The organism is Streptomyces sp. NPDC059718 (assembly GCF_042733315.1).
Lineage (GTDB): Bacteria > Actinomycetota > Actinomycetes > Streptomycetales > Streptomycetaceae > Actinacidiphila.
The window spans coordinates 1-22,458 of sequence record NZ_JBHWGA010000084.1; the positions used below are offsets into that span (position 1 = coordinate 1).

The following is a 22,458-nucleotide window of genomic DNA, read 5'->3' on the forward strand; positions in this document are numbered from 1 at the left end:
TCCCGAAGGAAGGCCTGCCCCCGGCCGGGCGGTCCGCTCGGAGGGTCCCGAGGGCTGCCGTCAGGGGACGACGATGACCGGCCGCTGGGCGCTGCGTGCCAGCCGGTCGGAGATCGAGCGGAAGAGCCGGATGCCGGCCCCGCGCCTGCGGCCGACGATGATGGCGTTCGCCCGGTACTTGTGGCCGGCCTTCTCCAGCTCCTGCGCGACGGCGCCCCTGCGGTGGATGAGCGTCCACGGCAGCCCCGACAGGTGGTCCTCGCAGGCGAGCTGCCCCAGCAGCGTGTGCGTGCCGCCGCCGTGCGGCCCGCACCCGCCGCCCGGGTTCTCGTAGCCGAGCAGCGACGCGACGGGGTTCTCCTTCGCGACGTGGACGATGAGGAGCGCCGTGCCGGTGCGCCGCGCCATTCCGGCCGCGTACGACAGCGCCCGCCTGCTGGGGGCGGAACCGCTGTACCCGACGAGCACCCCGTACTTGTCGACGCTCATGTGACCGGCGCCCGTCGCGGGAGCCGGTTCCCCGGCGGTGGACGACCGCGCCAGGGGGTCGTCGCCGACAGGTTCGGGAACGCCATGGCCTGCCATGAGAAACCTTTCGGGGGTGAACGGGAGACGGCCTCGGGAACCGGAGGCGGTCGCACGAGGACGACCGGGCATCCACCGCTACCGACCGGCGCCGCCCGCGAAGTGTGACAACCCCGGCACCGCCGGACGGGACGGCGCGCCCGGCGACGCCCCGTTCCCCGGGGTGTGTCACACGCGCGCAGGACGTCCGGTCTCCGTGGAGGAAGCAGAGCTCTGTCCCCGGAAATGTGAGGAAGCGTGCCGTGAGCGAGGAAGCGGTTACCCGACGGCGCGGCGCGGCGTGCGCCGCGGGGACGGGAGCGGCGTGAGCGCGCCGCAGACCGCCGCCACGGCATGGCGGCGGCGGATGGTCGCCCGCGTCGCCGACGAGAAGCACCGCACCGCCACCGCGCTGGAGCTCTTCTTCGACCTCTGCTTCGTCGTGGCCGTCGCCCAGACGTCCGCCGCGTTCGAGGAGGAACTGGCCGCAGGGCACGTCGGGCGCGGTGTCCTCGGCTACGCGCTGGTGTTCTTCGCGATCTGGTGGGCGTGGATGAACTTCACCTGGTTCGCCTCCGCCTACGACACGGACGACATCCCGTACCGCCTGCTCACCGTCGTGCAGATCAGCGGCGCCCTCGTCATGTCCGCGGGCACGGCGGCCGCCCTGCAGCACGGCGACTACACCGTCATCACCTGGGGCTACGTCGTCATGCGGCTCGCCATGGTCAGCCAGTGGCTGCGGGCCGCCGGCTCCGACCCCGAACGGCGCCGGTGCTGTCTGCGGTACGCCGCAGGGATCCTGGTGGTGCAGACCGGCTGGCTGGCGCACCTCGTGGTGCCGGGCGACATCCGCCTCCCGGCGCACGCCGTCCTCGCCCTGGCCGAACTCGCCGTCCCCGTGTGGGCCGAGCGGGCGGCCCACACCACCTGGCATCCGCGCCACATCGCCGAGCGCTTCGGCCTGTTCACCCTCATCGTGCTGGGCGAGTCCATCACGGCCGCCGCCGGGGCGGTACGCACCGCACTCGACACCGACGCCACGTTCGGCGACATCGCCACGCTGGTGCTGGGCGGCACCCTCACCGTCTGCGCCCTGTGGTGGCTGTACTTCGCCCAGAACGCGTCCCGCCGCCTCAACAGCTTCACCACGGCCACGTTGTGGGGCTACGGCCACTACGCGGTCTTCGCCTGCGCCGCGGCGGTGGGTGCCGGACTCGCCGTCAACGTCGCCCGGGCGACCGGGCACGGCCATCTGAGCGCCCAGGGCGCGGCGGCCGCCTACACGGTGCCCGTCGCCGGGTTCGTCCTGTCCGTGTGGCTCCTGCACCGCCGGACCGCCGGGCACCCCACCGCGCCCGACGTGGTGCACGCGCTCGCCGTGGCGGCGATCCTCGCCGCCACGTTCACCCCGGCACCGGTCCTCGTGACGGGCGTCGCCGCCGCGCTCCTGGTCGCCGCGACCTGCGTCCCGGTCGGGCGCGGCAGCCCGCGGCCAGCGGCGCCCTGAACGGGCGGCGCCGACGGAACCCGCCCCGCGGCAACCGCGTCCAACCGCCATGACCACCAGGCACTTCGCACGCACCGCCGCCCTCGCGGCCGCTGCCGCCGCCCTCGCCGCCGCCCTCGCGGGCTGCGCCGACCGGGACGCCCCCCGCGTGGCGCTCCCCACCGCCCCGGCCCCGTCCGTCCAGTTCCCGACCGCCCCGGCCCCGACTTCCATCCCCTACGAGCTGTACACCCACTGCGGGATCGACGAGGCCCTGATCGGCTCGACGTACTTCGAGGCGGTGACCCCGCTCTCCGGCGGCGCCGCCAACCCCCCGCCGGACTGGGACAACCCCACGCAGCAGGGCACGATGACGCTGCTGTCACCGACGTCGGCGGTCTTCACCGACTCCGCGGGCCACAACGTGCGCTTCCGCGCACGGGTGGGGGCGGACGACTTCAAGCACGTGTGCCAGTAGCGGCCGTCATCGCACGGCCCAGGACGCGAAGTGGGTCGGGCTCAGCAGTACGTGTTCCAGCCGGAACGGTAGCCGTCGCGGTAGCCGCGGCGGTATTCGGAGTTCCAGCTCTGCGGGCGGTAGGAGTCCCATTGGTTCCGGCAGCGTGGGCGTGAGCGGGCGTCGTAGCGTCCGTCGTCCCGGCCGTCGCGGTAACCGCGCCAGTACCGGTCGCCCGCCAGTGGGGCGAGGGTGCCCGCGGCCTGCGTCTGGACCGTGGCTGCCGTGACATGGCCGGCGGTCGCGGCCTGCGCGGGCGCCGCCGGCAGGACCGCCAGGGCTCCCACGGCTACCGGGCCTGCGAGCAGTGCGAGAAATCGCTGTGCGCGCATGGCTGTTTCCCCTCTCGGAAGCGTACGGGGATGGTGCCTCGTCCCTGGTCAGGCTCAAATCCACAATTTTAGGTGTGCCATTGGGGAGCGGCGGGGCACCGGCTCGAAGGGGCGGGTCTCGCCCACAGACGACCGTATCGAGCCGGATTCACCATGTCCACTTTTGGAGTAATCCGACCCGATTATCCCAGCGTGCGCACCCTCCGTGCCCCCTCCGTCACCTTTGGCGCTCCCGATAGGGTCGGCCCCCTGCCACCTGCCGGAATCCGGGGAAAGGACGCCGTCTTGAGCGCAGCGACCGAGGGCCAGGACAACAAAGCCGATCGTGGACGCACCACCTCGCGCGTGCGCGGCATGCTCATCGGGCTGGCCCTCGGCGAGACCACGGGGGCGGCACGCGGCACGCTGCCCACTACGGGGCCGCTGCGCACCGGCGTCTGCACCCAGTTGGCGTGCTTCACCGTCGAGGGCTCCATCCGCGCCCTGGTCCGCGGGAGCCACAAGGGCATCTGCCATCCCCCGTCCGTGCTGTGGCACGCGTACTGCCGCTGGGCCGCGATCCAGGGCATCGACCGCGACCGGCTGACCGAGCACTGGGGCAAGGGGACGGGCGCGGGCTGGCCCTCCGGCTGGCTGGCCGGGATCCCCGCGCTGGCGGAGCGGCGAGGTTCGGCGCCGGCGACCGTCAAGGCACTGTCCCGGCCGGAGCAGGGCACCGTGGACAAGCCCACGACGACCAGCCGCGGCTGGCACGCCCTCGGCCGCACCCTGCCCATCGCCGCCCTCGGCGAGCCGGCGGCGGTCAAGGGCTGGGACGCGCACGCCCGCAACGTCGCCGCCCTCACCCATGGGGACCCCGGCGCGCAGGCCGCCACGTCCCATGCGACCGTCCTGGCCCGGCACGTCCTGGCCGGGCAGGAGATACGAGGCGCCTTCGAGGACGGCCTGGCGGCGCTGCGGCCGTCCGAGCGGGTCGCGGTCGTCACCGACGACGAACACGCCCATCTGCGCGCCGTGTTGGAGGAGGCTGTCACACGCCCCGCCGACCCGGCGCGCCTCGCCCGGCTCGCCCCCGACGCCACCGCGCCCTCGGCGCTCCTGGGCGGCCTCTACGCCGCCGCGTCCTTCCCGGACCGCGCGGACCTCGTGGCGGCGCTGCGCTTCGCGGCCGCCGCGCCGGACGGCGAGTCCGTCGCCACCGTGACCGGCGCCTTCCTCGGCGCGGCCCACGGCTTCGAGGCCTTCCCGGTGGACGTGGTGAGCCGCCACGAACTCGTGTGGGTCGTCGACACCCTGGCCCGCGACCTCGTCGCCGAGAACCTCGACGGCCCGAGCGGCAGCGAGTACGTACCGGGCTGGGACCCCCACTGGCGGGACCGTTATCCAGGCTGGTGACAGGGCCAAAGGCTTTCGTCCCAGGGCAGCGGCTCCGGCCGCCGGTACCACCACCTGGGCGCGGTGGTCTGTCCCCGTTACTCTCGAAGTGCACCGCCCCACCCGCGGCGCCAGCGACAACTCCCGGGGGAGGACGCCGTGTCGTACTCGTACCGCTGCGGACGCTGCGGCATCACCTCGCCGCCCTACCTCCTGCGGATGCTCGCCGAGCGGCACGGCGTAGGCCACCGCGGCGACCACCCCGACGGCGAGTGCATCGTCGAGGCCGGCTTCCGCCGCCTCGAGCGCGGCGAGATGCGCGCCGTCGTCATCGCCCTGGCGCTCATCGCCGTCGCCCTCCTGGGTAAGCTCTTCTGACCCTCTTTGACAGCCACACCAAGTGGGAGACCTGCGCCCCGGGGCAAATGTCTGTCACACGTCTGGTCCGGCCTCGCGTGGAAGGTCCCGCGATCGCCACTCAACTGTGGGCCGCGGCCGTCTACGAGTTCCGGCATGGCGTCCTCCGCGACATCACCCTCCGCGCCACCGGGCCCCTCTTCCGCTGGGGCACCAGCGCCCCGGCAGAGCCCCGCTGGGCGGCCCGTTATCGGCCGAGCAGGTGGCTGGCCACCCGGGCCACCGCCGACCGGTGGATGACGCGTCTGACCGGCGGCCGCTGGCGCGCCCGCCCCTGACCCTCGTGAACGCCATTGCTGCCTGATCGTTGGCCGCTCACCGCCGCTGAAGTGAGCTAGTGCGTCGATCACCGCGCTTCAGTGCTGCGCTGCCTGCTTCTGCCAGTAGGCAAGGTGGTCGCGGTTTTTACGGGTGTCGGGATGGCCAGTACCCAGTACGCGTGTGCAGTCAGCTGCCACTCCGATCATCAGTCGGGCCGCTTCGGCCGGATTGCCGGCTTCTCCGGTGAGGCGAGCGTGGTGAAATCGAACGTTGAGTGTGTCGTAGTGATCCGGTCCATGGACCCGCATGCGGTCGGCGACCACGCCAGCCATCAATCGTGCTGCCTGAGCCGGATCGCCAGCGTCCCCGACGTAGCGGGCGTGCCAAAAGCGACTACTCAATGTGCCGTGATGGTCTTGCCCAAACCCCCGACAATCTGTGTACACGTCGCCCATCAGCTGCGCCGCGCGTGTTGGATCACCGGCCTCTGCGACGAAGATGGCATGCCAGTGCCGACTCATCAGTGTTTCGAGATACCTCCACCCGTAGATGCGCGCCCTATCAGCAACTACGCCAGCCATGAGCTCTGCTGCCAGCGTCGGATCGCCGGCTTCCATGATGAACACGGCGTGCTGGTGACGGCTAATGAGGGTGCCGTACTCGTCCGCTCCAAACAGCCGGACGTCATCGCTGACAACGTCACCCATGAGTCGCGCCGCCAGTGACGGATCGCCAGCCTTTGCAGCGAACTTGGCTTGGTCGGCGCGGCAGGCCAGAGCGCCGCGAGTGTCCGGGCCTCCTGCCCTTTCGTGGTCGGCCGCCAACTCGGCCAGGAGCCGGGCCGCCTCGGCAGGGTTTTCCCTGCCGATCCGCCAGGCATCACGGGACCGCTGGTTAAATTCGCTCCACCTTGCCTGATAGGACGGTGACGGCGCGGCAATTACGCGCTCGGTTGGCCGGTATCCGGCTGCCGCGGAGTGGACGTCCGGTGCGGACGACTGCCGCTTCTGGATCTGCTGGGTCACTGCAGCGGGCCACGGCATGGCCCCCTCAGGCGGGCGCCACCGGTTTGCGATCGCTTCGGCAATCCCAACCAGGGTGGGTCGCCGCGCTGGATCTTTGTTCAAGCAATCGGCGACCAGGTCGCGCACCGGGCCAGGCACCCCATCGAGTTGAGGCTCCGCACTGACGATGCGGTAGAGCAGCGCAGCACCGTGCCCCTCGCCGAATGGGCCCTTTCCGGTGGCGGCGAAGGCAACCACCGCGCCGAGCGTGAACACGTCGCCGGCTGGGCCCACCTGGCCACCCACGGCCTGTTCCGGCGGCATGAAGCCGGGCGTGCCGATCACCAGTCCCGTTCCGGTAAGCCCGGTGGCGTCGAGGGCCCGTGCGATGCCGAAGTCGATCACCCGCGGGCCATCCTCGGCCAAGAGGACATTCGAGGGCTTCAGGTCCCGGTGCACGATGGCCGCTTCGTGGATCGTCTGGAGCGCTTCCACCAGCCCGGCCATCAACGGCCACAAGGATGACTCAGGTAGCGGGCCACCCACCGCGACTGCCTCCGCCAAGTTCGGCCCTGGCACGTAGACGGTCGCCAACCACGGCGGGTCGTCATCCGGACCGGCCGCCACCACGGGCGCCGTGAAGGCACCGCTGACTGCCCGAGCGGCAGTGACTTCCCGCCGGAACCGGAGCCTGAACTCGGCCTGCTGTACGTAGTGCGGGTGCACGACTTTCACCGCCACCGCCCGTCCGGCCAGCGAGTGGCCCAAGAACACCTGGCCCATTCCTCCCGCACCGAGACGGCCGCGCAGCTTGAACCCCCCGACGCTGGCCGGATCCCCGACCCCCAACGGCTCCATCCCGCCCCTCCCCGAGCCCCATGTCCTGCGGCAAGGGCCATACCCAGGATCCCGCCAGGCGAGACCTTTGAGAACACCAGCCGACTGCATGCCACAGCGCCCGCTGACCGAGCGCACAAGCACAAGAAGGAGGCCCGGGTGGAGACCGTCTCCGTCCTGTCGCACGCCGTCGGCGGCCACGTCGACCTCGCTCAGCGGCACGCCGAAGGCCCGTGCCAGGGCGGCGGCCACCGCTTCGTCGGAGGCCCGGTCGACGAGGTGGGGGTTGTACTTCGGCTCGTCCTGTCCCCGCGGGCGGAAGTCCGCCGGGCACGCACCGAAGTACGTGCCCGGCGGACGGCCGTCAGCTACCGGAGGTGCGGTCCGGCGCCGGGACCGTGCGCTGGTGCGGCAGCGTTATCGCGTCGGTCTGCTCCTGACGCAGCACCACGTCCCGCGTGGGGAAGGCGATCTCGATGCCCTCCTCCTGGTAGCGGCGGTGCAGTCGCTTGATGAACTCGTGCTTGATCCGGTACTGCTCCCCGTACTCCGACGTCCGCAGGATCACCGAGAAGTCGATCCGCGACTCGCCGAAGGTGTGGAAGCGGACGACCGTCTCGTGCTCGGGGATGCCGCCCTCGACGTGGGCCATGACCTCGCCCGCGACCTCGATGGTCACCCGCTCCACGTGCTCGAGGTCGTTGCCGTAGCCCACGCCCGCCTGCACGATGAGCGACATCTGCTGCTCGGGCTGGTGGAAGTTGGTGGCGATCGCGCTCGCGAGCTTGGCGTTGGGGATGATCACCAGGTTGTCCGACAGCTGGCGCACCACGGTGTTGCGCCAGTTGATGTCGACGACGTAGCCCTCCTCACCGCTGCTGAGACGTATGTAGTCCCCGGGCTGCACGGTCTTGGACGCGAGGATGTGGACGCCCGCGAAGAGGTTGGCGAGGGTGTCCTGCAGGGCCAGGGCGACCGCGAGACCGCCGACGCCGAGGGCGGTGATCAGGGGCGTGACGGAGATGCCGAGGGTCTGCAGCAGGACCAGGAAGCCCATCCCCAGCACGACGACACGGGTGATGTTGACGAAGATCGTCGCGGAGGCCGCGACCCCGGACCGGGCCAGCGCCAGCGACCGTACCGTCTCGGCGACCATGCGGCCCGCGGCGATCGTCGCCGTCAGGATCAGCACCGCCACGAGCACCTGGTTGACGGTCCGGTCGACGACGCGGGTCAGCGGCAGCGCCGCGGCGGCCACCCAGACGCCCGACGCCAGTGCGGCCCACGGCACGACGGTGCGCAGGGCGTCGACGACGATGTCGTCACCACCCCACCTCGTCGACCTGGCCCGCTCGCCCAGCCACTTCAGGGCCAGCCGCAGCAGCAGCCCCGCCAGGGCGCCGGCGGCGATCGCGGCACCGGCGACGATCAGGTCGTGCAGCGTGAGGGCGCGGTTCACCGGTCGCCTCCCCACGTGCGTACGGATTCACGCACGGGGCGCGGGGGGTGCTGTGTCGTCACTGGTCGCCTCATCGTTCGGGGACGTTCGGGGGACGTTCGGGAAGTCGCGCCGAACAGGAGTCGTCCAGGCGCGAGGTGACACATCCTGCCGCAGCGGCGACGCCGTCCGCATACGGCCCCCACCCCGGTGGCCCGATCCCGCCACGGTCGCCGCGGCCGGACGCGCCGCCGGCGGGTGTGCCGGTATCCTTCCTGGTCACGATGTGCCATCGCCCTTCGGCGGTCGCGGCGTTCCCGGTGAGGACTCCCCCTTGGCACCACGCTTCGGCACCGCCCGCTTCCACGTGGCCACCGGCCCCGCGGCGCTCTTCGCACGGGTGCGGCACGTGCTGCGCGAGCCCGTACGCCTCACCGCGCGCGGCCCGCACGTGACCGAGCGCCTGGAGCGCCGCGGAGCACCGGTCGAGGCGCTCCTCGCCTTCGACCCCGCGTCGTGGGAGCTGGTCTCCGCGGAGGTGCGGACCGACACCGGGAAGTGGGTCAAGGCGACGTGGCGCGGCCGGGCGGCCGGACAGGACTGGTGGGCGGTGATCGGGTTCGGCGACACCCTGGTCACCGTCATCGACGTGCCGCCGCACCGCCGGGGGCTCGGGGACGACATCGTGCGCGAGGGTCCGCTCCACGCGCGCGTGGCGGCCGTCAACGAAGCCCTCATGGCGCAGGTGTGAGGCGGGCCCGCGCGGTCCGGCCCCGCCCCCACGATCCGTGTGGGGCGGGGCCGGGCGCGCCGGCTAGCGGGTCACCGTGCCCGCGGGGGCCGGGGCGTACCCGGCGGGGCGGGTGGTGAAGGTGCCGCGACCCTGGGTGCGGCTGCGCAGGCGCGTCGCGTAGCCGAACAGTTCGGCCAGCGGCACCGTCGCCGTGACGACCGCCGTGCCGGAGCGCGTCGTCGAGCCGGTGACGCGGCCGCGGCGGGCGGCGAGGCCGCCGAGGACGGTGCCCACGGCGGCGTCGGGGACGGTGACCGTGAGCTCGACGACCGGTTCGAGCAGGGCCATGACGCCGCTGCGCAGCGCCTCCCGGAGCCCGAGGCGGCCCGCGGTGCGGAAGGCCGTCTCGGAGGAGTCGCGGGAGTGCGTGGCGCCGTCGGTCAGCGTGACCCGCACGCCCGTGACGGGGTGCCCGCCGAGGGGGCCCTCGGCGAGGGCGTCCCGGCAGCCGGCCTCGACCGCGCGGACGAACTCCTTCGGCACCCGCCCGCCGACGACCGTCGAGGCGAACGCGAACGCGGACTCCCCGTCCGGCTCGACGTCCAGGACGACGTGCGCGAACTGCCCCGCGCCGCCCTCCTGTTTGACGTGCCGGAAGACCAGCCCCGACACGCCGCGCACGAGTGTCTCCCGGTAGGCGACATGCGGCCGCCCGACGCGGACGTCCAGCCCCCGCTCGCGGCGGATCTTCTCCACCGCGACCTCCAGGTGCAGTTCGCCCATGCCGGACAGGACGGTCTGCCCCGTCTCGGGGTCGGTCCGCACGGCCAGCGAGGGGTCCTCCTCGGCCAGCCGGGCCAGGGCCACCGCCAGGCGGTCGGTGTCGGTGTTGCGGGCGGCCTCGACCGCGACGAAGACGACGGGCTCGGCCACGGACGGCGGTTCGAGGACCAGGGGTGCCCCCGGGGCGCACAGGGTCGCGCCCGCGGCGGCGGACTTGATCCCGACCACCGCGACGATGTCCCCGGCGACCGCGGCGTCGACGTCGACGTGCCGGTCGGCCTGCACCCGCAGGATCCGGCCGATCCGCTCGGTGCGTCCGGCGCGCGTGTCCAGCACGGCGTCCCCCTTCCTGATCGTCCCCTCGTACACCCGCAGGTAGGTCAGCCGCCCGGTGGCGGTCACGTTTACCTTGAACACCAGCGCCGCGAACGGCGCCGCGGGGTCGGCCGCCTGACGCACCGCCGGGACGTCCAGCGGCGACGGCAGGTAGTCGACGACGGCCTCCAGGAGCGGCTCGATCCCGCGGTTGCGGTACGCCGAGCCGCACAGCACCACGACGCCGTCGCGCGACAGCGTCAGGTCGCGCAGCGCGGAGCACAGTGTCGCCTCCGACAGCGCCGACCGTTCGCAGAACTCCTCGAAGGCGACCGGGTGCAGCTCCGCCACCGTCTCCTCCAGCGCGCGGCGACGCCGCACGGCCTCCTCGCGCAAGTCCTCCGGCACCGGGCCCTCGGCGTACGTGCCGTGGCCGTCGGCCCACGTCAGGGCGCGCATGCGCAGCAGGTCCACGACGCCCGTGAAGCCGTCCTCCCGCCCGATCGGCAGCTGGACGACGAGCGGCACGGTGTGCAGCCGCTCGCGCAGCGAACCGACGGCGGCGTCGAGGTCGGCGCCGGCGCGGTCCAGCTTGTTGACGAACGCGATCCGCGGCACGCCGTGCCGGTCGGCCCGCCGCCACACCGACTCGCTCTGCGGCTCCACGCCCGCGACGGCGTCGAAGACGGCGACCGCGCCGTCCAGGACGCGCAGGGAGCGCTCCACCTCGTCGGAGAAGTCGACGTGGCCCGGGGTGTCGATCAGGTTGAGCCGGTGGCCGTCCCAGTCGCAGCTCACGGCCGCGGCGAAGATGGTGATGCCGCGGTCGCGCTCCTGCGGGTCGAAGTCGGTGACGGTCGTGCCGTCGTGGACCTCGCCGCGCTTGTGGGTGGCGCCGGTGAGGTAGAGGATCCGTTCGGTGACGGTGGTCTTGCCCGCGTCGACGTGGGCGAGGATGCCCAGGTTGCGGACGGCGGTCGGCGGATTGACGGTGCGCATGGCCCGGTGGCCTTTCGGGTGATCCGGAGAGTGGGCGGCGCGATTCCCGGACGAGACGGCCCGCGTGCGGGCCGTGGCGATGCCCCCGTGCACGTCGGACCGGGGCGCCGAGGCAGGGCGTACCCGGCCGTCGGCCCCGGCTCCGCTGGTGCGGGTTGCGGGTTGCGGGCGTGCGGGGGTCAGACGGTCGTCGCGGACTTCCGGTGCCGGCCGCGCAGCGGGCACCGGGCCTGCGAAGACACCAGGATCACCTCATGGCGTGACGGGGGCACGACGGCTGCAGTGCGGCAACGCACGGCCGGGCTCCCTTCGTTCGTCACGGAGCGCGCCACGGTGTCGGGCGGCGCGCGATCAACGCGAGTGTAGTGAGCGGGACGGGATGGGGGCACCGGGTTTTCCGGGGGCGGGCCCTGAACCGTCCCGGCCGCCTCACCCCCGGGGGCCGCCCTCGGGAACCCCCCGGAGCTCAGCCGCCGGGCGAACCGCAGGCGCCCGGCCAGGCGTAGCCGGGCAGCAGGTGCCGCCAGCGGGCCGGGGCGGAGGGGCCGGCGAGGCGGCAGAGCACGGCGGTGCGGTGGTGGACGTCCGGGTCCCAGAGGCGGATCGTGCCGTCGTTGCCGGCGCTGGCCACGGTCGCGCCGTCGGGGCTGAAGGCGACGCTCCACGCGGCGCGGGTGTGCCCGGTGAGGGTGGCGGTCAGGCTCCGTGCCGCCGGGTCCCACAGCCGTACGGTGCGGTCGTTGCCGCTGCTGGCGAGGGTGCGGCCGTCGGGTGAGAAGGCGACGCCCCGGACGGACCCGGTGTGGCTGGTGAGGACCCCTGCGGCGCGGGCCCGGGGGACATCCCACAGGCGGACGGTGCCGTCGTTGCCGCTGCTGGCGAGGGTCCGGCCATCCGGGGCGAAGGCGACGCCGCGTACGGAGCCGGTGTGACCGGTCAGGACGTCCGCGCGGCGCCCCGTCGCGGGGTGCCACAGACGGAGCGTCAGGTCGTCGCTGCCGCTGGCCAGCAACCGGCCGTCGTGGCTGAAGGCGAGGCAGTTCACGAAGTCGGTGTGCCCGGTGAGGGTGGCCGTGCGGCGCCCGGTCGCGGTGTCCCACAGGCGCACCGTGCGGTCGGCGCCGCCGGTCGCGAGGGCGCGCCCGTCGGGGCTGAAGGCGAGCGCGAAGACGGCGCCGTCGTGGCCGCGCAGCACGGCGCGGCTCCGCCGGGTCCGGGTGTCCCACAGCCGTACGGTCCGGTCGGCGCCCGCGGAGGCGAGCAGCCGGCCGTCGGGGCTGAAGGCGACGTCGTAGACGGGGCCGCTGTGCCCGGTGAGGGTGTACGCGGGGGCGTGGCGCGCCATGTCCCAGACCCGTACGGTGCCGTCGCCGCCGGCGGAGGCCAGGGTGCGCCCGTCGGGGGCGTAGGCGGCCTTCCACACCTCGGTGACGGGTGAGGCCTCCAGCGTGCTGCGGCTGAGGTCCCACAGGACGACGGTGCGGTCGAAGCCCGCGGTGGCGAGGAGGTCGCCGTGGGCGGCCACGGCGACGGAGAGCACGTAGTCGGTGTGGCCGGTGAGGGTCTCGACGAGCAGGTGGGTGTGCACGTCCCAGCGGATGACGGTGCCGTCGCCGCCCGCGGAGACGACCGTGTGGCCGCCGGGCCCGAAGGCGAGCCCGTTCACGTCGTCGTCGTGCCCGGCGAGGGTGGTGGTGCGGCGCGGCGCGGTGACGTCGCGCAGGCGCACGGTGCGGTCGGCGCCGCCGCTGGCGAGGGTGCGGCCGTCCGGGCTGAAGGCGAGCGCGAGCACGTCGCCGCTGTGGTCGCGCAGCACGGCCGTGCTCCGGCGGGTCCGGGTGTCCCACAGGCGTACCGTGCGGTCGGCGCCCGCGGAGGCGAGCAGCCGGCCGCCGGGGCGGTAGGCCAGCGCGAGGACCTCGTCGGTGTGTCCGGTGAGGACGGCCTTCCGGCGTCCGGTCGCGGCGTTCCACAGCCGTACGGTGCCGTCGGCTCCGGCCGAGGCCAGCGTGCGGCCGTCGGGTGCGAATGTCACGGCTCGCACTGGTCCTTGGTGTCCCGTCAGCACGGCGACCGTCCGGCGTTCCGGCACGGACCACAGCCGCAGGGTGCCGTCGGAACTCGCCGAGGCGAGCAGCCGGCCGTCCGGGGAGAAGGCGACCGACCGGACGGGGCCGCGGTGGCCGGTGAGGACGCCCGCCGCGGTCCGTCCGGCGACGTCCCACAGCCGTACCGTCCGGTCGGAGCCCGCCGACGCCAGCAGGCGGCCGTCCGGGGAGAACACCACCGCGTTCACGGCGGCCGTGTGGCCGGTCAGCCGCCCGGCGAAGGCGTTGGCCTGGGTGCTGAGCAGGGCGCTGCGGGCCTCGGTGGTGGGGGCGGTGCGGTAGGCGGCCTCGGCCAGCAGCATGGCGGCCTCCGGCCGCCCGGCGGCCAGTTGGGCGGAGCGGGCGGCCATCGCCTGGGAGAGCGCCGTCGCGCGCTCCCGGTCGGCGCCGAGCCGCTGCTCGACGGCGACGCCGCCCGCCAGTACCGCCAGCACCAGCAGGACGGCGAGCACGACCAGCCCGGTCCGCTGCTGCCTGGCCCGGCGCCGTACGAGGGTGCGCCGCAGGTCCTCCTCGTGGGCGGCTGCGGCGAGGAAGTCCGCCTCCACGGGGCCGAGTTCGCCGTCGCGACGGCCGGGGCCCGCGGCCCACTCGCGGGCGGCGGCCAGCCGTGTGCCGCGGTGGAGCAGGGCGGGGTCACGGCCGTCGCGTTCCCATTCACGGGCGGCCGCGGCGAGTTGCTGGTGCAGCAGCAGGTCGGCGCGGGCGGCGTGGATCCACGTCCGCAGGCGCGGCCAGGCCCGCAGCAGCGCCTCGTGGACGATCTCGACGTGGTCGGTGCCGACGGTCAGCAGGCGCGCGGCGACGAAGGAGTCGAGCGCGGTGCGGGCGGCGGTGATGTCCGGCAGCCCGTCCAGCAGGTCGGCGGTGTCGCGCGGGCGCCGCGACTGCTCGTTGTCCTCGCCGACCCGGACCAGCCGCAGCAGCAGTCCGCGGGCGGCCAGTTGCTCGGCCGGGGACAGGGCGGTGAACAGCGCCTCGGCGGCGGTGGCGACGGAGCCGTGGATGCCGCCCGCCGCGAGGTAGCCCTCGACGGTCATGGTGCGGCCCGCGCGCTGCCGCCAGGTGGCCATCAGGGCGTGCGCGAGCAGCGGCAGCGCCCCGGGGTCGCCGCCGGGCCGGGCGGCACCCGCCGGGTGCCCCGGGGACTCCGCGGCGCCCAGGTCCCGCAACAGGACCTCCACCAGGCCCGGTTCGAGCTCGGTGCCCTCCTCACGCGCCGGGCGCACGATGCATTCGCGCAGCTCGTCCGCGCTCATCGCACCGAGCGCGAACAGCCCGTCGCTGATGACGGGGACGAGCGCGGGGTACTCCAGGCAGCGTCCGGTGACGTCGGCCCGGATCCCGAGGACGACGAGGGCGTCACCGGTCGCGGCGAGCGCGGTGAGGGCGGCGATGAAGGAGCGCCGCTCGGCCTCGTCGTCGCAGAGCGTGAACGTCTCCTCGAACTGGTCCACCACGACGACGCGTCCTGCGCGCGGCGCGCCGTCGGACGCCCCGGGGGAGGCGATGGGCGCGGCGACGAGGGCGGTGGCGCGCGCGGAGGGCGGCGCCTGTTCGCCCGGGTCCTGCGGTGTCTCCCCCGCGGCTTGTTCCAGGGCCTGCTCCAGCGCGTGTCCGAGGGAGTCCAGGGGCCGCGCGGTGGGGGTGCAGAAGGCGACCGGCCACCGGCCGTACGGGCCGTCGGCCAGGGCGGGGAGCAGCCCGGCCCGCAGCAGCGAGGACTTCCCGGCCCCGGAGGGGGCGACCACGGCCAGTGGGCCCCGGCCGGCCCGTCGCCCGAGGCGTTCCACCAGGTCCGCGACGGCGCGTTCGCGGCCGAAGAAGCGTCCCGCGTCCTCGGTGCCGTACGCGGACAGCCCGGGATAGGGGCAGGGCGACTCCTCGTCATCGGCGCCTGGCGGCCGGGCGCTTCGCGGCCCCGGCTCGGGCGGCAGCAGGGCGAGCAGCGTCCCGCCGGCCTCCAGTGCCTCGTCGCAGCGCCGGGCGACGTCGGCGTTGGCCGGCTTGCCGCCCGTCTCGATCTTGCTCAGGTACCCCTTGCTGTAGTGGGTGCGCCGGGCCAGCGCCGCCAGCGACAGGCCTCGCTCCAGGCGCAGTTCGCGCAGTGCCGGGCCGAAGGGCCCGGTCGGCCTGTGTGGTGTCCCGTCCATCCCGTCCCCGCCGCGTACGGCGCGGAGGGCGCCGTCCCCTGTCCCCGGCCGCCTCGCCGGCGTGCCCGTCGGAAGGTGAGGAGTACGCGGGGCGGGGCGTGGTTCCCAGGGTCGGGGGCGAAGGGGTGCGCACGGTCGAGAAATGGCCACGGGCCGGCGGGCCCCACCGCCCCCGTGAGCGGTGGGACCACGCCGGCCGTGGCGGACCGGGGTCGCTCAGATGGCGCCGCCCGGGGCGCCGCAGCTCGGCACGCCGGACAGCCAGGCGTCGCCGCGCATGTAGATGTTGGTGATCCAGCCCTGGTACTGCGGGAGGTACGACCAGACGTTGTTGGTGTACCCCTCGGCCGTCACCTGCTCCGCGTACTTCTGGCAGGACACCGCCACGTTGGTCGGACCCGCCAGCCGGGCCACCACGGCGGACCCGGCGGAGGGGTAGCTGTGGATCGCCACGCCGGTGCCCCAGGTGCTGTACGGGCTCGCTCCGGCCGGCGTGGAGGTGCCCTTGCCGTCGCAGGCGGGGACCCCGGCCAGCCAGGCGTCGCCGCGCATGTAGATGTTGGTGATCCAGCCGCCGTACTGCGGCAGGTAGGACCAGGCGTCGTTGGTGTACCCCTCGGACGTCACGGTCTGCGCGTGCGTCTGGCAGCTCACGGCGACGCTCGTCGGGCCGGCCAGACGGGCCACCGTGGTGCCGGTGGTCGTGGACGGTTCCGAGCGGAGCGCCACGCCCGTGCCCCAGGTGCTGTAGGCGCCGCCCTGCGAGACGTCGCCGCCGCCCCCGGAACCGGTCTGCGGGTCGTAGGCGGAGCCGGTGCAGGCGGGCACCTCGGGCAGCCAGGCCGGCCCCCTCAGGTAGATGTTGCTGATCCAGCCGCCGCGGTTGGACAGGTACGTCCAGGCGTCGTTGGTGTAGCCCTCGGCGGTGACGGTCTCCCCGTGCTGCTGGCACGTGGCGTACACCAGGTCCGGCCCGGACAGCCGGGTCACCAGTGCCGCCGCCTTGTTGGGGTGCTGCCGTACGGCCACGCCGGTGCCCCAGGTCACCTGGAGGGTGCCGTCGTAGCCGGGCGGCTCCGTGAAGGGGCTGCCCTGCGGCATGCGCGCCACCCCGACCAGGCGGTTGTTGTCGATGCGCGCGTTGATGTCGATCACCCGGACGGGGTGCTGCGACTGGTACGCCTCCACGACGTAGCCGCCGCCGAGGTAGAGCATCACGTGGCTGATGCTGTCGACCGTGCCGCCGACCCCCGTGAACACGATGTCGCCCGGCTCCAGGTCGGAGACGGCCGGCTTGCCGCCCCCGCCGCCGTGGACCGCCTGGTAGGTGCGCCCGGCGCTCTGGTACATCGACTTGGCGGTGCCGCCGCCGAGGATGTCCCACCCGACGGCCTTGTACCAGGCCCAGCGGACGAACCCCGAGCAGTCGAAGCCGCGGGTGTACGGGTCGTTCCAGGTCTCTTCCAGGTCGTGGATGTCGATGGTGCCGTAACTGGCGCCGGGCGCGGGCCCGTGCCCGCCGCCCCAGGTGTACAGCGTGCGGTTGCGCCACTCCTGGCAGGCCGCGTCCGCGGCCCGGTGCGCCTCGTCGGAGGCGATGCCCTGCAGGCTGCACCAGTTCTGCTCCCCGGTCCCGGCCGCGCGGGCGGCGGCGGCCGGGACGAGCGCGAGGAGCAGGGCGGTCACCACGGCGGCGACCAGCCCGCCTCCCCAGCGTCGTGCACTCATGCGGTCTTCCCCCAAAGACGGGGCGGCGCCCGGCGCCGCCCTCGGTCGCGTGTCGGCCCTCACGGTGACCCCGGACGGACCGCCGGCACCAGGGGTTTCCCGTTTCCTCTTCGCCTCCCGGCCGGAGAACCCCTGGTGGGCGAGGTCGGCCGCGCCGGACCAGCCGGACCTCGGGGAGGCGCTGTTCGAACGCGCGGAACGCGGTCGGGCCGTACGACCGCGTATCCGGTCGCGTTCAGCCGGGTTGGAAGAACGCGAGCATCTTCTTGCCGGCGTCCGGCGACATCAGCAGTTCCTGTATGTCCGCGGACATCCGGGCGGCAGCGCCGGTGCGTTCGAACATCTCGCGCTCGTACTCCTCGACGGCGGCGGGGAAGTCGTCCGGGTGCGCGGCCAGCGCGAGACCGAGCAGGGCGCCGTCGAGCAGCGCCATGTTGGCGCCCTCACCCACCGGCGGCATCAGGTGCGCGGCATCGCCGACCAGCGTGACGTCCGGTGCCGACGGCCAGGTCAGGCCGACGGGGAGAGTGGTGATCGACCGCGGCACGACCGTGTCGTCGCAGGCCGCGATCAGCGCGGTGAACCGTGGGTCCCAGCCGGGGAGCAGGTCGATCAGCCGCGCCCGGGCGGCGGCCGGGTCGTCGAACGGGATCCCGCTCGTGGCGAACCAGTCCTCGGCGGTGTTGTAGAAGCTGAGGCCGATGCGAACGCGGCCGTCGCCGTTGCGCTGCGCCGCCAGGGACACTCCGTTGCCGAGCACCCAGTAGTTGCCGCGTCCGACCATCGCCGCGAGGTCGGGGTGCGTGCGGTCGATGTCGGGGATGCCGACCTCGACGACGTTCTGGCCGATGTGCGCCGGGCGGGCGTCGGTGAGCAGCGGGCGGACCCGGGACTGCGCGCCGTCCGCGCCGACCAGCAGGTCGTACGCCGCACTGCCGCCGTCGGCGAAGTGCAGCAGGCCGTTGCCGGCGGATGTGAACGCGTGCCCCCAGCGCACCACGTCGTCGGGGAGCGAATCCAGCAGCAGGTCGCGCAGATCGGCGCGGTCGACCTCGGGTCGCTCGAGCGGGGCGTCGTCGGGCGTGTCCTCCTGGAGCAGCAGGGTGCCGTCCGGCTCGAGAAGACGCATGTCCTGGCCTTCACCACGGGCGATCGCGTGGAACCGGTCGATCAGACCGGCCTCGCGCAGCGCGCGCTGGCCGGAGTGGATGTCGAGCATGCCGCCCTGACCGCGCGCGCCGCGTGACGACTCACGTTCGTACACGACGCAATCCATGCCGTTCACGTGCAGCACACGGGCGAGAGCCAGGCCGCCGAGGCCGGCTCCGACGATGGCGATGGTCATGGTTGCTCCTCCTCGATACACCGTACTGATCGATACACTGTATCGATCAATGCGATGTATGGTGAGCGGCATGTTGGTGTGGGAGAGGCCGGAGCCACCGAATCGACCTGTGCCGGCCCCGTTGAGCCGGGAGCGGATCGTGCGAGCGGCGATCCGGCTGGCCGACGCGGAGGGCCTGGACGCGGTGTCGCTGCGCAAGGTCGCCACCGCGCTGGACGTCCGCCCGATGCGGCTGTACGGCTACATCGCGAGCAAGGAGGAGTTGCTCGACCTCATGGTCGACGCCGTCCACGCCGAGATCCGGCCGGTCGGGGACGGCTGGCGGGAGGTGCTCCGCTCGCTTGCCGAAGCCACTCGGCACGCCGCTCACGAGCACGAATGGCTCGCCGATCTCCTGGGTGGCCGGCCCCAGCTCGGGCCGCACGCGCTGGCCACCGGGGAGACCGTGGTGGCCGCACTGGGCGGCGTCGACGTGGACGCCGTCATGCCGGTGGTCGCCGCGGTCAACGCGTACGCGATCGGCGCGGTGCGCCGTGAGGTCGCCGAGCGGCGTGCCGAGCGGGCCACCGGGATGGACGAGAAGCGTTGGCAGGCCTCACTCGGGCCCTATCTGGAGCGGACGTTCGCCACCGGCCGATTCCCCGCGCTGGCCACGGTGGTGCGCGATGCCGCCCACCTGGACGCCGACCACACCTTCCGGACCGGCCTCGACTTCCTGCTCGACGGCATTGAGGCCCGCATTTCGAAGTGACGCGCGGCCGCAGCGGCTCCGCGCAGGGCGTGGGTTCATGTGCGGGTTGCGTGCACGAAGTCCTCCGGGAATGGGGTGGATTGCCCGCGCCGCAGAGCCGGCGCCCGCGTCACGGCGCGCACTTGTCTTGATCTCGCCGTACGGGTGACACTCCCGGGCGCCCGGGCCGCCGCCACCCAGGGGTTTCCCGGCGGTTTCCCGTTGCCCGCGCGACGGGCGACCTGTGGTTGCATTCCCGGGTGGACGAGGCGACGGCAGGTGCGGCGATCCGGGTCCGGCGGCGGGAGGAGGGCGACCTCGACGCGTGCGTGCGGGTGCTCGCCGCGGTCCACGACCGGGACGGCTACCCGGTCGACTGGCCCGCCGCACCGGCCGCGTGGCTCTCCGCGGCATCGCTCGCCGCGTGGGTCGCCGAATCGGAGGGTGTCGTGGTGGGCCACGTCGGCCTCGGGCCGGGCAGCGGGAGCGACGCCGCGCCGGGGCTGTGGAGCGCACGCGAGGGCGCGGGACCGACCGCGGTCGTGGGCCGGCTGTTCGTCGCGCCGGGCGCCCGGGGCCACGGCATCGGGGCCCTGCTGATGGCCGCGGCCGTCGAGGAGGCGCGACTGCGGGGCCTGCACCCGGTGCTCGACGTCGTCGCGTCGGACACGGCCGCGGCCGCCCTGTACGAGCGGCTGGGATGGACGCTGCTGGCCACCGTCGAGCAGCGGTGGGGCCCGGACCGGCACGTGGCCGTCCGCGCCTACGCCGCGCCGCGACCGGGCGGCTGACCGGCGCCCGCGGAGCGTCCGCCGCGGTCAGCGGCGGACGCGGACGCCGTCGAGGGCGACGGAGAGGATGCGGTCGCGCTGGGCGTCGTCCGCGAAGTGCGTCGCGGAGATGCCGGAGACCATGCGGAGCAGGTCGTCGAAGGAGATGTCGGCGCGTGCCTCGCCGGCCTGCTGCGCGCGGTCGAAGAGCGGGCCGCCGGCCTGGAACATGGAGTCGCGGCAGGCCAGGAAGACGTCGGACTCGTTGTTGAGGGCCTCGCGGATGGCGCGCTTGGTCACGGTGTAGTCGACGAAGCGGCCCAGCCAGGAGGTGAGCGCCTCCCACGGCTCGCGGTCGGCGACCTCCTGGGCGACCCGGCACAGGTCGTTGACCTCGTCCGCGTAGACGGACTCGAAGAGGTGCCGCCGGGTGGGGAAGTTCCGGTAGAGGGTCGCGATGCCCACGCCGGCGCGGCGGGCGATGTCCTCCAGCGAGGCCTCGGCGCCGTTCTCGGCGAAGGCCTCGCGGGCGGCCGCGAGCAGGGCGTCGTAGTTGCGCGCCGCGTCCCTGCGGTGCGGGCGCTGGGACGCGACGATCGCGCTGACGGGGAACGTGTCGGCCGTCACTGCTGCCTCCTGACCGGAACGTTTGAAGTGGAGGGTGGCCTCCGCTACAGTGGAGGCATACCTCCACTTTACCAGTCGGGGTGTCGTTCCCGTCGCCGCGTGCCCGGCACGCGGCGGTCAGGCGTACGCACCCCGGTGTGACCTCCTTCCACGGGCCCTGCGCCGACGCATCGCCCGTCCCCCGACTTTCCCAGGCTTTCCCCGGCGGCCGCCGCGCGGTCGCCGTCTCCCAGGCTGCCCACGCGGCCCGTACGACCACGGCCGGACGGTCCCGGCCACGCCCCCGTTCGGAATCGGAGAGGCTTTCCATGCCACGCAAGTCCACCCGCCTCACCTTCGCGGTCCTCGCGACCGGTGCGGGCGTGTTCTCCATGCTCCAGTCGCTGATCGCGCCGGCCCTGCCGACCGTCCAGCACGCCCTGCACACCTCGCAGTCCACCGCGACCTGGGTGATGACGGCCTACCTGCTGTCCGCCTCGGTCTTCACCCCCATCCTCGGCCGGGTCGGCGACCTGGTCGGCAAGAAGCGCACCCTCGTCGCCGTCCTGGTGGTCCTGACGCTCGGCTGCCTGCTCGCCGCGCTCGCGCCCTCCATCGGCGTACTGATCATCGCCCGCGTCATCCAGGGCATCGGCGGCGCGCTGTTCCCGCTGTCCTTCGGGATCATCCGGGACGAGTTCACCGCGAGCGAGGTGGGCCCGAGCATCAGCAACCTGTCCGCCGTCATCGCCGCGGGCGGCGGCGTCGGCATCGTGGCGGCGGGCCCGATCGTCTCGGCGCTCGACTACCGCTGGCTGTTCTGGCTGCCCGTCGGCGTCGTCGCGATCACCGCGCTGATCGCCTTCCGTTACGTGCCCGAGTCCCCGAGCCGGGCCGAGGGACGCGTCAACTGGCTCGGCGCCGTCCTCCTGTCGGGCTGGCTCGTGGCGCTGCTGCTGCCGCTCAGCCAGGCCACCCAGTGGGGCTGGACCTCCGGCCGCGCCCTCGTCCTGTTCGCCGCCGCGGTCGTCCTGTTCGCCCTGTGGCTGACGGCCGAGGCCCGTTCCCGCCACCCCCTGATCGACCTGCGCATCATGCGGCTGCGCGCCGTGTGGACCACCAACACCGCCGGCCTCCTCTTCGGCGCGGGCATGTACTCGATCTGGTCCTTCCTCCCCGGCTTCGCCCAGACCCCGAGCGCCGCGGGCTACGGCTTCGGCGCCAGCGTGACGGGGGCCGGGCTGCTGATGCTGCCGATGCTGGTGGCGATGTTCCTCTCCGGCGTCCTCAGCGGCCGCCTGGAGCCCGTGGTCGGCGCGAAGCGCCTGCTCACGGCGGGTGCCGCGCTGGGCGCCGTGGCCTGCGGCTTCCTCGCCGCCTGGCACGGCCGGCAGTGGCAGGTGGCCTTCGCGGCCGGCATCTTCGGCCTCGGCATCGGCCTCGCCTTCGCCTCGATGGCCAACCTGATCGTGCGCAGCGTCCCGGCCGAGCAGACCGGCGCCGCGAGCGGCATGAACGCCAACATCCGCACCATCGGCGGTTCCATCGGCGCCGCGGTCACCAGCGTGCTGGTCACCAGCCGCCTCCAGCCCTCCGGCCTGCCCTACGCCTCCGGCTACACCCACGCGTTCGGCCTGCTGGCGGTGCTCTGCCTGGCGGCGGCCCTGGCCGCGCTCCTCGTCCCGGTCCACCGCGCCACCGCCCGCCATGCCGCCGCCGCGGCCGCGCCGGCCCCGGCGGAAGCCGAACCCGTGGCGTCCGGCGCCCGCGGCTGACGGACACACCCCGGGCGGGGGGGGCGCCCGGCGCACGCCCCCGCCCCCCCCCCCGCCCCGACCGCCGACCCCCCCCACAAGACCCCGCACGCCATAGTGGCCTGCACCGATGAAACACTGCAACCTCTGCTGATAGACGTCTCAAAGATCATCCAGGTCGACCGGGCGTCCGTCTTCGGG

18 protein-coding genes and 2 pseudogenes are annotated in these 22,458 nt (G+C 73.8%); 9 read left to right on the plus strand and 11 right to left on the minus strand.

All coding sequences use genetic code 11. The annotated features are described in order from the left end of the window. Positions 1 to 60 precede the first annotated feature (60 nt). On the minus strand, positions 61 to 585 hold the full coding sequence (locus ACFV3E_RS44530) for a universal stress protein (protein WP_500541973.1): 525 nt from the start codon (positions 583 to 585) through the stop codon (positions 61 to 63). 304 nt (positions 586 to 889) lie between these two features. On the opposite strand from ACFV3E_RS44530, the gene ACFV3E_RS44535 reads away from it, so the two are divergent. Both ACFV3E_RS44535 and ACFV3E_RS44540 read left to right on the plus strand, forming a co-directional pair. Next, a complete protein-coding gene (locus ACFV3E_RS44535; protein WP_500541975.1) occupies positions 890 to 2,074 on the plus strand; it encodes a low temperature requirement protein A in 1,185 nt (394 codons plus the stop codon). A 49-nt stretch (positions 2,075 to 2,123) separates the two neighbouring features. Then, positions 2,124 to 2,531, plus strand: a complete 408-nt coding sequence (locus ACFV3E_RS44540) for a hypothetical protein (RefSeq protein WP_500541977.1) — start codon at positions 2,124 to 2,126, stop codon at positions 2,529 to 2,531. A 41-nt stretch (positions 2,532 to 2,572) separates the two neighbouring features. On the opposite strand, the gene ACFV3E_RS44545 is transcribed toward ACFV3E_RS44540, so the two are convergent. Continuing rightward, positions 2,573 to 2,902, minus strand: coding sequence for a hypothetical protein (locus tag ACFV3E_RS44545; protein ID WP_500541979.1), 330 nt, complete (start codon positions 2,900 to 2,902; stop codon positions 2,573 to 2,575). 285 nt (positions 2,903 to 3,187) lie between these two features. On the opposite strand from ACFV3E_RS44545, the gene ACFV3E_RS44550 reads away from it, so the two are divergent. The 3 genes from ACFV3E_RS44550 (at position 3,188) to ACFV3E_RS44560 (ending at position 4,971) form a co-directional block, all read left to right on the plus strand. Continuing rightward, positions 3,188 to 4,297: an ADP-ribosylglycohydrolase family protein gene (locus ACFV3E_RS44550; RefSeq protein WP_500541981.1), complete on the plus strand. Its 1,110-nt coding sequence runs from the start codon at positions 3,188 to 3,190 to the stop codon at positions 4,295 to 4,297. Between the two features lie 138 nt (positions 4,298 to 4,435). Further along, on the plus strand, positions 4,436 to 4,654 hold the full coding sequence (locus ACFV3E_RS44555; protein WP_500541983.1) for a hypothetical protein: 219 nt from the start codon (positions 4,436 to 4,438) through the stop codon (positions 4,652 to 4,654). Between the two features lie 77 nt (positions 4,655 to 4,731). Continuing rightward, entirely contained in the window at positions 4,732 to 4,971 is a 240-nt protein-coding gene (locus tag ACFV3E_RS44560) for a hypothetical protein (RefSeq protein ID WP_500541985.1), read from the plus strand. 78 nt (positions 4,972 to 5,049) lie between these two features. On the opposite strand, the gene ACFV3E_RS44565 is transcribed toward ACFV3E_RS44560, so the two are convergent. Together ACFV3E_RS44565 and ACFV3E_RS44570 are read right to left on the minus strand one after the other, a co-directional pair. After that, the gene (locus tag ACFV3E_RS44565) at positions 5,050 to 6,816 is read right to left on the minus strand and encodes a serine/threonine-protein kinase (RefSeq protein WP_500541987.1); all 1,767 of its coding nucleotides are present in this window, start codon (positions 6,814 to 6,816) and stop codon (positions 5,050 to 5,052) included. Between the two features lie 343 nt (positions 6,817 to 7,159). Beyond that, positions 7,160 to 8,254 carry a mechanosensitive ion channel family protein gene (locus ACFV3E_RS44570; protein WP_500541989.1) on the minus strand — a complete coding sequence of 365 codons (1,095 nt, stop codon included), beginning with the start codon at positions 8,252 to 8,254 and terminating at the stop codon, positions 7,160 to 7,162. 313 nt (positions 8,255 to 8,567) lie between these two features. Here ACFV3E_RS44570 and ACFV3E_RS44575 point away from each other — a divergent pair, with 313 nt between their 5' ends. Further along, entirely contained in the window at positions 8,568 to 8,984 is a 417-nt protein-coding gene (locus ACFV3E_RS44575; protein WP_500541991.1) for a hypothetical protein, read from the plus strand. 63 nt (positions 8,985 to 9,047) lie between these two features. Here the strand turns inward: ACFV3E_RS44575 and fusA are convergent, their stop codons facing one another. From fusA to ACFV3E_RS44605, 6 genes and pseudogenes are all read right to left on the minus strand, one after another. Continuing rightward, a complete protein-coding gene (gene fusA / locus ACFV3E_RS44580; protein WP_500541993.1) occupies positions 9,048 to 11,063 on the minus strand; it encodes an elongation factor G in 2,016 nt (671 codons plus the stop codon). Positions 11,064 to 11,529: 466 nt separating this feature from the next. Next, positions 11,530 to 13,521 carry a WD40 repeat domain-containing protein gene (locus ACFV3E_RS44585; protein ID WP_500542005.1) on the minus strand — a complete coding sequence of 664 codons (1,992 nt, stop codon included), beginning with the start codon at positions 13,519 to 13,521 and terminating at the stop codon, positions 11,530 to 11,532. Between the two features lie 294 nt (positions 13,522 to 13,815). Continuing rightward, a pseudogene (locus ACFV3E_RS44590) lies at positions 13,816 to 15,138 on the minus strand (nSTAND1 domain-containing NTPase); the annotation flags it as partial. Then, a pseudogene (locus ACFV3E_RS44595) lies at positions 15,118 to 15,324 on the minus strand (helix-turn-helix domain-containing protein); the annotation flags it as partial. The pseudogenes ACFV3E_RS44590 and ACFV3E_RS44595, both read right to left, overlap by 21 nt. Before the next feature lie 216 nt (positions 15,325 to 15,540). Further along, a complete protein-coding gene (locus tag ACFV3E_RS44600) occupies positions 15,541 to 17,052 on the minus strand; it encodes an NlpC/P60 family protein (RefSeq protein WP_500541995.1) in 1,512 nt (503 codons plus the stop codon). Between the two features lie 235 nt (positions 17,053 to 17,287). Next, positions 17,288 to 18,397 carry an FAD-dependent oxidoreductase gene (locus ACFV3E_RS44605; protein ID WP_500541997.1) on the minus strand — a complete coding sequence of 370 codons (1,110 nt, stop codon included), beginning with the start codon at positions 18,395 to 18,397 and terminating at the stop codon, positions 17,288 to 17,290. Positions 18,398 to 18,467: 70 nt separating this feature from the next. On the opposite strand from ACFV3E_RS44605, the gene ACFV3E_RS44610 reads away from it, so the two are divergent. Further along, on the plus strand, positions 18,468 to 19,148 hold the full coding sequence (locus ACFV3E_RS44610) for a TetR/AcrR family transcriptional regulator (RefSeq protein ID WP_500541999.1): 681 nt from the start codon (positions 18,468 to 18,470) through the stop codon (positions 19,146 to 19,148). 239 nt (positions 19,149 to 19,387) lie between these two features. Continuing rightward, the gene (locus ACFV3E_RS44615) at positions 19,388 to 19,918 is read left to right on the plus strand and encodes a GNAT family N-acetyltransferase (protein WP_500542001.1); all 531 of its coding nucleotides are present in this window, start codon (positions 19,388 to 19,390) and stop codon (positions 19,916 to 19,918) included. A gap of 27 nt (positions 19,919 to 19,945) precedes the next feature. Here ACFV3E_RS44615 and ACFV3E_RS44620 read toward each other — a convergent pair whose 3' ends face one another. Continuing rightward, positions 19,946 to 20,524, minus strand: a complete 579-nt coding sequence (locus ACFV3E_RS44620; RefSeq protein ID WP_499515095.1) for a TetR/AcrR family transcriptional regulator — start codon at positions 20,522 to 20,524, stop codon at positions 19,946 to 19,948. Positions 20,525 to 20,832: 308 nt separating this feature from the next. Here ACFV3E_RS44620 and ACFV3E_RS44625 point away from each other — a divergent pair, with 308 nt between their 5' ends. Then, positions 20,833 to 22,278, plus strand: coding sequence for an MFS transporter (locus ACFV3E_RS44625; protein ID WP_500542003.1), 1,446 nt, complete (start codon positions 20,833 to 20,835; stop codon positions 22,276 to 22,278). The last annotated feature ends 180 nt before the right edge of the window (positions 22,279 to 22,458 follow it).